General features: G+C 66.7%; 9 protein-coding genes. 7 read left to right on the top strand and 2 right to left on the bottom strand.

Annotated features, from left to right (window positions below):
• Positions 1-17: 17 nt before the first annotated feature.
• A complete protein-coding gene (locus ACYVGK_RS06670; protein WP_460732520.1) occupies positions 18-2,567 on the bottom strand; it encodes a TonB-dependent receptor plug domain-containing protein in 2,550 nt (849 codons plus the stop codon).
• 164 nt (positions 2,568-2,731) lie between these two features.
• Between ACYVGK_RS06670 and ACYVGK_RS06665 the strand changes: the two genes are divergently transcribed.
• The 3 genes from ACYVGK_RS06665 to glnE all read left to right on the top strand — a co-directional run bounded on the left by ACYVGK_RS06665 (position 2,732) and on the right by glnE (position 9,017).
• Positions 2,732-4,342: a flavin monoamine oxidase family protein gene (locus ACYVGK_RS06665; protein WP_460732519.1), complete on the top strand. Its 1,611-nt coding sequence runs from the start codon at positions 2,732-2,734 to the stop codon at positions 4,340-4,342.
• A gap of 369 nt (positions 4,343-4,711) precedes the next feature.
• Positions 4,712-6,127, top strand: a complete 1,416-nt coding sequence (locus ACYVGK_RS06660; protein ID WP_460732518.1) for a S8 family serine peptidase — start codon at positions 4,712-4,714, stop codon at positions 6,125-6,127.
• Positions 6,128-6,203: 76 nt separating this feature from the next.
• Positions 6,204-9,017, top strand: coding sequence for a bifunctional [glutamate--ammonia ligase]-adenylyl-L-tyrosine phosphorylase/[glutamate--ammonia-ligase] adenylyltransferase (gene glnE, locus ACYVGK_RS06655; RefSeq protein ID WP_460732517.1), 2,814 nt, complete (start codon positions 6,204-6,206; stop codon positions 9,015-9,017).
• Positions 9,018-9,141: 124 nt separating this feature from the next.
• On the opposite strand, the gene ACYVGK_RS06650 is transcribed toward glnE, so the two are convergent.
• The gene (locus ACYVGK_RS06650; RefSeq protein WP_460732516.1) at positions 9,142-10,110 is read right to left on the bottom strand and encodes a mitochondrial fission ELM1 family protein; all 969 of its coding nucleotides are present in this window, start codon (positions 10,108-10,110) and stop codon (positions 9,142-9,144) included.
• Positions 10,111-10,217: 107 nt separating this feature from the next.
• Between ACYVGK_RS06650 and ACYVGK_RS06645 the strand changes: the two genes are divergently transcribed.
• From ACYVGK_RS06645 to ACYVGK_RS06630, 4 genes are all read left to right on the top strand, one after another.
• The gene (locus ACYVGK_RS06645) at positions 10,218-10,808 is read left to right on the top strand and encodes a malonic semialdehyde reductase (protein ID WP_460732515.1); all 591 of its coding nucleotides are present in this window, start codon (positions 10,218-10,220) and stop codon (positions 10,806-10,808) included.
• 88 nt (positions 10,809-10,896) lie between these two features.
• The gene (locus ACYVGK_RS06640; RefSeq protein WP_460732514.1) at positions 10,897-11,517 is read left to right on the top strand and encodes a YceI family protein; all 621 of its coding nucleotides are present in this window, start codon (positions 10,897-10,899) and stop codon (positions 11,515-11,517) included.
• Between the two features lie 7 nt (positions 11,518-11,524).
• Positions 11,525-12,229, top strand: a complete 705-nt coding sequence (locus ACYVGK_RS06635) for a pirin family protein (protein ID WP_460732513.1) — start codon at positions 11,525-11,527, stop codon at positions 12,227-12,229.
• A gap of 247 nt (positions 12,230-12,476) precedes the next feature.
• Positions 12,477-12,680 carry a zinc-finger domain-containing protein gene (locus tag ACYVGK_RS06630; protein ID WP_460732512.1) on the top strand — a complete coding sequence of 68 codons (204 nt, stop codon included), beginning with the start codon at positions 12,477-12,479 and terminating at the stop codon, positions 12,678-12,680.
• Positions 12,681-12,743 lie beyond the last annotated feature (63 nt).

The following is a 12,743-nucleotide window of genomic DNA, read 5'->3' as shown; positions in this document are numbered from 1 at the left end:
GTTGGTCGACGCCGGTGTTACCAGCGATAAGCCACGTGCGCATACAGAAAGCGCCCATTGAACCCGTAAGGCGCCGAATCGCGCGGATAGGGCAGGATGCCGCCGTTGCTGTTGTCGCCCGGCAGGCTGCTGACGAAACCGTTTGCGTCCGTAGTCAGAAGAGTAGTGACTTCATCCGGATACTGGTCGAACAGATTCTCCGCACCGAGCGTAAAGCTGAAGCGGTTCCAGCGATAGCTCAGGGCAAGATCGACGACCCAGTCGGGCCCGAAGCTGTCGTCGACCGGATCACGGCCGGCGAGCGGTGGGCCTAGGACCTCCCACCTGCCGTAGCGCGTCGCGGTGAGCTGAGCCTGGAACGGGCCCAGGCGGTAGTCGCCGCCGAAAATCCATTTGTCTTCCGGCGAGCCGACGGTCAGGCGTCCCAGCTCCACCCGGCCGAAACGCAACAACTCGAAGTTCGCCAGATTCCCGCCGAGCGCGCGGATATCGGCTTGCAGCTGCTCGAGCTGATCCGGATTGTCTGCAACGTGGGTGACATCGGTGTCGTTGCGGTTGTAGCCGAAGGTGACGGTGAGTTCGCTGGTCTCGCCCAGCTTGGGTGTCCAGCGCCCGACGAAATCCACGCCGCGTGTGCGTGTATCGATCGCATTGGTGAAGTAGCGCCCGCCGGTCACTCCGGCGAAACCCAGCCCATTGAGGAAGTTCCGGATCACCGTGCTGCCGGCAGGATCGACGATGTTCTCGCTGAGGACGATGCGATCGTCAATGTCGATGCGATAGAAGTCGAGCGTGAAGCTCAACGTGTCCAGCGGCTGTGCCACCAGGCCCAGACTGTAGTTGCGCGACTCTTCGGGTTGCAGCGGCTCGGAGCCCAGCGCCTGCGCGACGGGGCTGCCGACCGGGAACGTGCGGATCTCAAACGGAACGCCGCCGATGAAATTGGTGGCGGTGGTCGAGTAGTACTGCTGCTGCAGATTGGGCGCGCGGAAGCCGTTGCTCACCGTCGCGCGCAGCGCCCAGTCGTCGTTGAAGGCGAAGCGCGCGGAGAGCTTGCCACTGTCGGTGCTGCCGAAATCCGAATAGTCCTCGTGTCGGCCAGCCAGGCCCATGCTGAAACGTTCGGTGAGGTTGCCCTCGAAGTCGACATACGCGGCCCAGCTGTTGCGCGAGGCATCTGCCTCGTCGCTCGGACGGAATCCGGGGAACACCTGCGACCCGGGCGGCAAGGTGCTGCCCGGAGGGCCGCCGACGTAGGACGCCGGCTCACCGGCCGACAACACGAACGCCTCGCGCCGGGCTTCCGCGCCAAACGCGATGTTCAGCGGGCCGGACATCCAGCCCACATCGAATACGCCGCCGATATCGACGTTGAACATGCGCTGGCGATAGTCCAGCGTGCCCGCGTAGAACGAAGTCGGACTGTTCACGCCCAATGCGCGGTTGAGCGAATTCTCGACGTAGAAGTCGAATTCCTCGCCGCCGGAGTTGACGCTGACGTCCCAGTCCCACGTGGCGCCGACCTGCCCGCGCAACCCGACGACGCCCGACATGTCGCTGATGTTCGACACAATCAACGGCAGGAACCCGTCCGGATAGATTTGCGGCACGTTGCGTGCATCCAGCGCGCGGCGATAGAAGCCGGCGCCTTCGCCGTCGCGAGCGCTCCAGCCACCGAAGGCGTACAAAGCGACGTTCTCGCCGAAGGGCATCTCGCCGTTGAAGAAAAGTGAGCGGTCGATGGTTGCCGCATCACCGAAGCGATGATTGATGCGGTCGAACGTGGCTTCGCGCGGATCCGGCTGTCCCCCGACGAGCGGGTACTGCTGGCGCCGGTCCGGTGTGGAACGGTTGGTGAAGTTCTTGTCGCGGTACTCCGCGGTGAGATCGAGGAAGCCTCGGCCTGCCAGGTTCAGGCCGACATTGGCGCTGCCCTGCGCGAGCTCGCCATCGCCTTCGCTGGTCTCACCCACGCGCGCATCCACGCTGCCTCCGTGATCGGCATCCTTGAGCAGGATGTTGATGACGCCGGCGATCGCGTCGGTGCCGTATTGCGCGGCGGCGCCGTCGCGCAGCACTTCCACGCTCTTGATCGCGGCGATCGGGATCGCGTTGAGGTCGACCGGTGAGGAGCCGCGACCCACGGTGCCGTTGACGTTGACGATCGCCGTGCGGTGGCGGCGTTTGCCGTTCACCAGCACCAGGGTCTGGTCGGGCGACAGGCCGCGCAGCTGCGCGGGTCGGACGTGGTCGGTGCCGTCGGTGATGGAAGTGCGCGGGAAATTGAACGACGGCACCTGGCGCGCGAGTGTCGCCTGTATTTCTGGAGTGCCCGCGTTCTCCAGTTCCTGCGCGCTGAGCACGTCGATCGGAGCAAGCGATTCCGCGACGGTGCGCGTCTGCGAACGGGTACCGGTGACCACCACGCTATCCAGTGTGTGGGCCTTCGTTTCGCCGTCGGACGTCCCGTCAGGTCCGGTGGATGCTGGCGTGGCGGTCTGCGCCGCCACCATCAGCGGGCACAGTGCGGTGAACAAGGCGAGGGCGAGCGGCGAACGTCTGAACATGCAACCTCCTGTTGACCCCGCAAGCGGGCGTTGGCGCAATGCCTAGGCTTGCGCTGGAATGTTCGTGCGATACGGATCCCCCGCGGGGATGCTGCCGCAAGCCCCTGGCCGGTTCAACCTGATCTGCCCGTTCCACGCCGTACCCCTGCGCAATTGGAGCGCACATGGCCCGTACACCGCTTTTCCATTTGCTCCAACGCGCCGCACGTATCGCACGCGCCTCGACGCGGACGCACGAACCGCTCGATGAATTCCAGGCTCGCGGCCGCGAACTGCGACTGGATGCGCAACGGCGGCGACTGCTACAGGGCGCCGGCGCCGGCCTGTTGCTGACCGGTTGCGCGCAGCTGCCAAAGCCCATGGGGGTCCGCAACGACGACGAAGTCGTGATCGTCGGCGCCGGCATCGCGGGCCTGACCGCCGCCTGGCGGCTGCGCCAGGCCGGCGTGCGCGTGCGCCTGTTCGAAGCGCAGGGCCGTGTCGGTGGGCGCATGTTGAGTCTGCGCAACCATTTCCCGGATGGTCAGGTCGCCGAGCTCGGTGGTGAGCTGATCGACAGCGGGCATATGCGCATCCGCACGCTGGCTGCGGAGTTGGGGCTCACGCTCGACGACCTGCTCGACGGCGACACCGGTGCGGATACCTGGTACTTCGATGGTCGCGCACTGCACGAGCGCGAGATCGTTGAGGCTTTCCTCCCCGTCGCGCAGGCGATCGCACGCGACGTGTCCACGCTCGGCGACGGCGCGCTCGACTATCACGACGGCAATCCCGCTTTCCGTGCACTCGATACGCTCTCGGTGGCGCAATGGCTCGACCGCAACGGCGTCAGCGGCTGGCTCCGAAAACTGATCGACGTGGCGTACACGACGGAGATGGGACTGGAGATCGATCAGCAGTCGGCGCTCAACCTGCTCACCTTCATCGGCATCGAGGACGCCGATGCATTCCAGGTGTTTGGGGAAAGCGACGAGCGCTTCCATGTGCGCGGCGGCAACGATCTGATCGTGCAGCGCCTGGGCGAACGGATGGATGACGCGATCGAGAGCGGCCACGTGCTGGAAGCCGTATCCGCACGCGGCGACGGCTATCTGCTGTCGTTCCGCAATGGCGCCGCATCGCGCGAGGTGATGGCGAGACAGGTGATTCTTGCGCTGCCGTTTACCCTGTTGCGCGAACTGCGGCTCGACATCGAGCTGCCTGCAAACAAGCGCCGCGCCATCGACACCCTGGCCTACGGCACCAATGCCAAGCTGATGATTGGTTTCGACCGACGCGTCTGGCGTCGTGGCAACGGGAATGGCGCGTCGATGAGCGATCTCGCGTACCAGACCACCTGGGAAACCTCGCGTCGGCAAGCGGGCGATAGCGGTGTGCTGACCAACTTCACCGGCGGGCTGCATGGTCTCGCGCTTGGCGACGGCAGCGCGAGGCAGCAGGCAGACGCGGCCATTGCCGCGCTCGAACAAGTCTTTCCCGGCGTTGCGTTGGCGCGGCAGGGTGCGCGCGAGGTCCGCATGCATTGGCCCTCGCAGCCGTGGGTGCGCGGTAGCTACGCCTGCTTCCGTCCTGGCGACTGGTCATCGTTGCGCGGGGTGATGGGGGAAACCGTGGGTGGGCTGCACTTCGCCGGCGAGCACTGCGCGCTGGAGACCCAGGGTTTCATGGAGGGCGGCTGCGAATCGGGAGAAGTCGCCGCTCGCGAGGTGCTGGCCCAGCGCGGTCTGGGGCGCTTCCCGTTCGTCAGGCTGCGCAAGATCGCGGCGACGGTCTAGCGATCCGTCGGGGGATGGCCAATTGGCTTGAACCGGGCGGTCCGAGCGGGTGAGGACGAATCCCGGCAGGCTTCTTGAACTCCCAAGTATCGTTTTGCAGTGCAGCGTGCAAAGGGAATAACGCTTCCTTCACGATCGGCTCGCATCCCGACGTGGGGGAGGGAGCAAGGCCCGCTACCGGTTCCGACCGATAGCGGGCTTTTTTATGTCCGTGTGTGTGAGTGGCTGGATGTGGCTCGGCGACAGGCCCGCTGTTCCTGGCCGTTGCGGCGCCAATTCAACGTGCCAGTCCTAGGGGAAAGGGATGTCCTGCAAGGGGGATGCCCTGCGCCTCGTCCGCAGTCATCACACACCAAAGGGACTTCATTCATGACCATGCTTTCCCGGGCCATCGCACTGGCCGTCGGTAGTCTTGGCATTGCCGCTTCCGCACAGGCGGCCACCTATGTCGTCACCGCCAAGAGTTCGTCCTTCGACACCCAGCTCGCGCGCAAGATCGAAGCGGCGGGCGGTACCGTCACCGCGCGCCTGCCGCAGATCGGCGTGGCGATCGTGGAATCGAGCCAGGGCACGTTCGCCGCGCGCGCCGCAAAGGTGCAGGGCATCCGTTCGGTGGTGTCCGACTACGTCATGCAGTTCGACGTGCCCGAAGCCCAGGCCTCCTACGAGGAGGATTACAGCAATCCGCCCAATTCCGGCGACAACGACACCCGCTTCGACCTGCAGTGGGGCAGTGCGGCGATCGATGTCGCGGGTGCCTGGAACCAGGGCTATCGCGGCAATGGCGCGATCGTGGCGGTGCTCGATTCGGGCGTGGTTTGCCAGCACGTCGATATAGCGCCGAACCTGCTGCCGGATTCGACTTCATTCGTGCCTGGCGAAGGCGTGTGCCACACCACTGCCGGCAACTTCAATCACGGCACGCATGTCGCCGGGATCATTGCAGCACCCGATAACGGCATCGGCACGATAGGCGTGGCGCCGCAAGCCAAGATCCTCGCAGTCAAGGTGCTCTCGGGTGTGAGTGGCAACGGCAGCTTCAGCGGCATCATCCAGGGCATCGTGTACGCGGCAGACCACGGCGCGGATGTGATCAACATGAGCCTGGGCGTGCGCGGCGGCCTGCCGGTCAATGGCCAGGGTGCCAACGACGTGGCCGAGCTGATCAATGCGACCAAGCGCGCCGTGCAGTACGCGCGCGATCAGAACGCGCTCACGATTGTGGCCGCCGGTAACGATGCGCGCGATCTCGACCACGATTCCGGCGTGGAGATCTGCGACCAGGGTGAGTGCTATCGCGCCAATCTGCGTGCGTTCCCGGCGCAGCTGCCGAACGCGCTGGCGATCTCGGCCACCACGCCGGTCGGCTGGGCGATCAATTCCGCGGGCAACCTCGACTACCTGGCCAGCTATTCGAGCTACGGACAGTCGGCGATCGCATTCGCCGGTCCGGGTGGCGACTCGCCTCTGTTTGGCACCGCGCCAGGCATGGCCAATTGCACCGTCGCTGGAATCACGCGTCCCTGCTACGTGTTCGATCTGGTATTCGCGCCCGGCGGTTACGTCGGGGCAGGCAACCTGTACTTCTGGGCGGCCGGCACCAGCATGGCCACGCCGCACATCTCCGGCGTCGCCGCGCTGATCGTCGGCAAGCACGGCGGTGAAATGGCGCCGGCGGAAGTGGAGCGCATCCTGCGCGCGTCGTCGGATGATCTGGGCAAGCCCGGCAACGACGACGCTTACGGCGGTGGACGCGTCGATGCCGCCCGGGCCGTGCAGTACTGACCCAACTCCCGCCATCGACACCCATGCGGCCGCCTTCGGGCGGCCGCATGCTTTTGGTGCGTGCCACAATTTGTCGATGACGGATGCAAACCCGACCGCGGCGAACCCGATCACGACCGCCGAGCGCGCGATCCAGCGGCTGCGCAACGCCGCGCCGCAGCTTGCGGCGCTGCTCGACGACGCGCAGGTCAAGGCCCAGTTGCGGCGCGTCGCCACCGCGAGCGACTTCGCCATCGATACGCTGGTGCGGCAGCCCAGTCTGCTGCCATCGCTGCTGGCCGACGCACCGGCCTTGCCCCTGCCGGAATTGACGGCCGACAACCGCGCCGATTGGCCGGCGTTGCTGCGCCGCTACCGCGTTGCCGGATCCACGCGATTGATCTGGCGCGATGTGTTGGGTCTGGATGACGTGGATGACACGCTGGCCGGTGCGACGCGCCTGGCCGAGACGTGCCTGCAGTCCGCGCTGGCGGCCTTGGAGGCGGACTTCGCCCAGCGTCACGGCGTGATCCGGGATGGCGAGGGCCGACCCCAGCGCCTGGTCGTGTACGGTCTGGGCAAGCTCGGTGGCGGCGAACTCAATTTCAGTTCGGACATCGACCTCGTCTACGCCTATGACTGCGACGGCAGCGCGTCGTCCGAAAGCAGCGACGGCCCGCGTCCGCTTGCCGCCGAGACCTACTACGCACGCCTGGGCCAGCAGCTGGCCAAGTTGCTCGATGAAGTCACCGCCGACGGCTTCAGCCATCGCGTCGACCTGCGCCTGCGACCGTACGGCAATGCCGGTCGCGTGGCCTGGTCGTTCGCGGCGATGGAGCAGTACTTCCAGCATGAAGGCCGCGATTGGGAGCGTTATGCATGGCAGAAGGCGCGGCCGGTAGCCGGCGACATCGCGGCGGGCGAGCGCTTCCTGGAAGCACTGCGACCGTTCGTGTACCGGCGCTACCTCGATTTCGGCGCGCTCGACGGCCTGCGCACCATGAAGGCGGCGATCAGCGCCGAAGTCGCGCGCAAGGAGCTCGCCGATGACATCAAGCGCGGCCCGGGCGGGATCCGCGAGATCGAATTCCTGGTGCAGGCGCTGCAACTGATCCGCGGCGGTCGCGAACCGGCGCTGCGCGAACGACGCCTGCTGCCCGCGATGCGGGCGCTGGTCGAGGCCGGCCACATGGCCGCCGAGACCGGCGAGGCACTGACGACCGCGTATCGCTACTTGCGGCGCATCGAAAACCGGTTGCAGATGCTTGCCGACGGGCAGACCCACGCGTTGCCCGAACGCATCGACGAACGCGAGCGCATCGCCGCGGCGCTCGATTACACCGACTGGAATGCGCTGCGGTTGGCACTCGATCTCCAGCGCGCCCGCGTCACTGCCGAATTCGAGGCACTGCTGGCGCCGCGCCACAAGACCCAGGCGCCCGATGCGTTGGCCACGTACTGGCGTGCGCTGCCCGATGCGGGCGAAGTCGACGCGCTGCGCGATGCAGGATTCGCGGAGGACGAACAGGCCGACGGACTGTTGCGCGATCTGGCCCGCAGTCCCGGCGTGAAAGGGCTGTCGGATTCGACGCGTGCGCGCCTCGATCGCGTGCTGCCGGCGCTGCTGCAGGCCGCGGCCGGCTCGCAGGAGCCGATGCTCGCACTGCGCCGCCTGCTCGCCCTGCTGCACAACATCCTGCGGCGCAGTGCCTATCTCGCGCTGCTCGACGAGCAGCCGGCCGCGCTGCAGCGCCTGGTTGATGTGGTGGCGCGCAGCGCGCTGCTGGCCGAACGCCTCGCGCACTACCCGCTGTTGCTCGACGAGCTGCTCGATTCGCGCGTCGTCAGTGCATTGCCCGATCGCGAGGCCCTGCTCGCGGCCTGCGCAGCGGTCGCCGGTGACGATCCGGAAAGCGTGCTGCAGGAGCTCAACGAAGTCCGCCAGGCCCTGAGCTTCCGCATTGCGATGGCGACACGTGATCGGCGCCAATCCGCGGCGGCCAGCGCGCAGCAGCTCGCATGGCTGGCCGACGGTGTGGTCGCGCGCGTGCTGGCGCTGGCGCAGCGCGAAGTGCGCGCGGCGCATGGCGACATTCCCGGTGCGACCTTCATCGTCCTTGGCTACGGCAGTCTGGGTGGCGAGGAACTGGGCTTCGGTTCCGATCTGGATCTGGTGTTCCTGTACGACGCCGCAGCGGACGCGCACTCCGATGGCGCGCGCCCACTCGATGCGACGCGTTGGTTCGCGCGCCTGGCGCAGAAGATCGTCGCGCTGCTCGGAGCCGTGACCGCCGCCGGCCGCCTGTACGACGTCGACGTGCGTCTGCGCCCGGACGGAGCCAAGGGGCTGCTGGTGTCGTCGCTGGCCAGTTTCCGCGAGTACCAGCGCGACCGCGCCTGGACCTGGGAGCATCAGGCGATGGTGCGCGCGCGTTTCGTCGCCGGCGATGCGACCTTGCACGCCGACTTCGAGCGCGTACGCGACGCCACACTGGCGAGTGCACGTGACCCGGTGCAGGTGCGCGAGGATGTGGCGGCGATGCGCCGACGCATGCGCGCCGAGCTCGATCGCAGCGATGCCGCGCTGTTCGACCTGAAGCAGGGTGAGGGCGGGCTGGTCGATCTCGAATTCCTGCTGCAGGCATTGGTGCTGATGCACGCGCGCGCGCATGCCGAACTGCTGGTGCCGCGCAACACGCCGGGGTTGATCGCGGTGCTGCAGCAATGCGCGTTGCTCGATCCGGCCGCGGCCGGTGCGCTGGAAGCGGCGCATGCCACGCTGCTGGTGCGGGGACTCGACTGCACGCTGGACCGGCGGCAGCGGCGCGTGGCGCCTGATGCGGAAGTCGATGCGGCGCGCGCCGATATACGCCGCGTGGCGCAGCTGCTGGGCCTCGATTTCGCGGGATAGGTTGGTAGCGCCGCGCCTGTGCGGTGCGCACTGTCGAATGCAAAAAGCGATCCGGGCGGGCCCGGATCTACAAAGGCAAGAGCAGCGGAGCAAGCTCCGCTCTACAAGGCGGTTGACGCATGTGTTACAGCCCCAGGCGCGTACGTACTTCGTCGGCCACGCGCGCGGTTTCGCGCAGTGCGGTGACCGGAAACGGTTCCAGTTCTGACGAAAAGCCGCGCGCGCGGCCCAGCATGATCAGGTCGTCGACGAAGCGCCGAGGCCGGCCACGCACCCGTTCGACACCGGCCGCGTACATCGGCACGTTGGTGGCAGCCGCCTCCGAAAGCATGTTGACCGAGTCCGCCGTGCAGACGATGCGGTCGGCCCAGCCAAGCAGGCCGGAATACGGATTCGGACCGTCGCTTTCGTCGCACCAGATCACACCCGGCAGATGGGCGAGTCGCTCGCGCAGCCGCGCCTGTGCCGGCGGCGGCGTGCGGCGCGAGGCCGTCGCGAGCAGGCTGCCGCCTTCGCGTGTGATGCGCGTCGCAATCCGCGCAAACAGGTCGTCGTAGTAGCCAAGGTCGAAATCGGCATGCGCACTGGCACCACCCAGGAGCAGGGCGGTGCGCGGCTGCGGCAAGACCGCGAACGCCACGAACTGCTGCCGTGCCGCGGCCAGCCACAGGTCGTCGACCGGGTGCAGACTGCCCAGCAGGGGAATCACGTTGGCACCCCGCAGACCGTCGTGTTGCGGGGCGATGACCACGTCCCAATGCCGCGGATCGATGCGTGGATCGAGGATCTGCACCGCCTGCACACCGCGTTGCCGCAGCAGGCGCGTGGCCAGCGCGGCCTGGCGTCCGCAGCCGATCGCCAGGGAGGGCGGCGCCTGTGCCGCACGTTCAAACGCATCGCCGAAGGCACGACGCGCGCCCGGTAGTCGGCGCGGCGACAGCCAGCGCCAGGGCGCATGCGGATGCAGCGTCCATTCGCGCGCGGACGGAATGCCCAACGCCAGCGCCAATGCCTGCGCCTGCCGCACGTTGCCGGCGTTGCCGTCGGTCAGGGTCCAGGCGTCGTGGCGTGAGGGGCGCTGGGTTTGTTGCATCAGGGAGTAGGTCCGTTCCGGCTTCGCCGCATGTGGTTTAACGCGCCAGACTCTACACTTCCCCGCCTTGGCCACCAGGCCGCATACGCTTTTCTGGAGACCGACAGATGCAATCCGCCTTGCCGGCCGCCGCGCTGGACCAGTTGTTCCGCACGGCACGTACCCATAACGAGATCGGTGGTGAAGTCAGCGACGAGCTGCTGCACCAGCTCTACGACCTGCTCAAGTGGGGGCCGACCACGGCGAATTCCTGCCCTGCGCGCTTCGTGTTCGTAAAGTCTGCCGAAGCCAAGGCCAAGCTCGGTCCGGCGCTGGACCAGGGCAACTACAAGAAGACCATGGCGGCGCCGGTGACCGCGATCGTCGCCTACGACATGGCCTTTTTCGAGAAGATGCCGTACCTGTTCCCGCACACCGATGCGAAGAGCTGGTTCGACACCAAGCCGGAAGCGGCGATCGAAACCATCTGCCTGCGCAACGGCAGCCTGCAGGGTGCCTACCTGCTGCTGGCCGCGCGTGCGCTGGGCCTGGATTGCGGCCCGATGTCGGGCTTCGACAATGCCAAGGTCGACGCCGCGTTCTTCGCCGGTACGAAGTGGAAGTCGAACTTCCTCGTCAACCTCGGCTACGCCGATCACGAAAAACTGTTCCCGCGTTCGCCACGACTGGCGTTCGACGAGGCCGCTGTCATCGCCTGAGGCGAATCCTTTTTCGCTTTGCGAGCCTCCGTATGCATGGATGCATCGCGTTCCCCCCGCCGCACTCACCCCTGAAGGAATAGATCCGATGTTCAAGCCGTTGATTCTTGCTTCCGCTCTCCTGCTCGCCGGCAATGCTGCCGCTGCCGTGCCGGTTTCCTACAACATGGACCCGAACCACACCGACGTGGTCGCCAGCTGGAGCCATTTCGGCTTCTCCAACCCGATGGCGCATTTCGGTTCCGTCGACGGCACGATCGTGTACGACGCCAAGAACGTCGGCCAGTCGTCGGTGAAGGTCACCATCCCGATGTCGGGCCTGGAAACGCACGTGGCCGCGTTCAACGAGCACCTGCGCAGCCCTGATTTCTTCGATGCCGCGAAGTATCCGACCATCACCTTCAACAGCACCAAGGTCGAAGCCGCGGGCGACAACAAGCTGCGCGTGATCGGCGACCTCACCGTGCACGGCGTGACCAAGCCGGCGGTGCTGGACGTGACCATCAACAAGCTGGGCGTGCATCCGCTGGGTAAGCGCGAAGCGGCCGGCTTCAGCGCGACCACCACGATCAAGCGCAGCGACTTCGGCATTGGCCTGTATGCGCCGAACGTGAGCGACGACGTGACCATCGCAATCACCACCGAAGCGATGGTGCCCAAGGTCGAAGCCGCGGTTGCCGACGACAAGAAGGCGACCAAGAAGAAGTAAGCCGCGCATGATCATCGAACGCCCTTCCAGTGCCCGTGGACGCGTGCAGGCCGGCTGGCTCGACAGCTGGCATACGTTCTCGTTCGGCCAGTACTACGACCCGGCCTGGATGGGCTTCGGACCGCTGCGCGTGATCAACGAAGACCGCGTCGATCCCGGCGCGGGCTTCCCCACGCACGGCCACGCCAACATGGAAATCCTGAGCTACGTGCTGGACGGTGCGCTTGCGCACAAAGACAGCAGCGGCGGTGGCGGCGTGATCCGGCCGGGCGAACTGCAGTGGATGGGCGCCGGGCATGGCGTCCAGCACAGCGAGTTCAACGCCAGCGACGTGGCGCCGGTGCATTTCCTGCAGATCTGGATCCAGCCCGACCGGCTCAACGCGAAGCCGGACTACGCGCAGCGCGCGGCGGTGGGCGAGGACGCCAATGGCCATTGGCTCTTGCTGGCCTCGCCGGACGGCGCGGACGGCAGCATCGCGATCCGCCAGGACGCGCGTCTGTACGTGACCCGGCTCGATGCCGGCGCCAGCATCGAGCGCGCGCTCGACCCGCAGCGTCGCTACTGGCTGCAGGTCACCCGCGGTGAAATCCAGGCCGCGGGCCGCACGCTCGCGACCGGCGATGCATTGGGCTTCGAGCGCGAAGGCCAGGCCTTGTCGTTGTCAGCCTCCGCGGCCAGCGAACTGCTGTTCTTCGATCTGCCGCTGTAACGAGCCTGTACTCCGGGGCCGCGATGGATGTTCCGCCCCGGGCCTTTGTCCTTGTAGAGCGGAGCTTGCTCCGCTGCTCTTCATCGCAGCGCCGGCTCCGCCCGGCCCGGATCTACGAAGGCAAAAGCAGCGGAGCAAGCTCCGCTCTACAAGCCGAGCCTTCCCCGGATGCGTGAAGACCCATGCTAGTGGCGGCCCGAGGCGGGCCGGTACAATGCGAGCCCACGCTTCACGAAGCCGCACCGTCATGACCGCAGCCCCCAGCCATCCCACCCAGGCCAACGCCGAGCAGCGCTACGTCGTCACCCGCGCCGACCTGCCGTTGAGCTGCCCGCTGCCGTCGATGGCGCTGTGGAATTCGCATCCGCGCGTGTACCTGCCGATCGAGGCCGAGCGCGAGTGCCAGTGCCCGTACTGTGGCGCGCATTTCGTCCTCGCCGACGAGCAGTAAGCGCGCGTGCCGATACGCCGCTGGTCGTGCTGCATTCGTAGCCGCCTCGTCGTTTCCATCCTG

The organism is Lysobacter tyrosinilyticus (assembly GCF_054779815.1).
The sequence above is the reverse complement of the archived record's forward strand: the minus strand, read 5'-3'. Positions and strand labels throughout refer to the sequence as shown.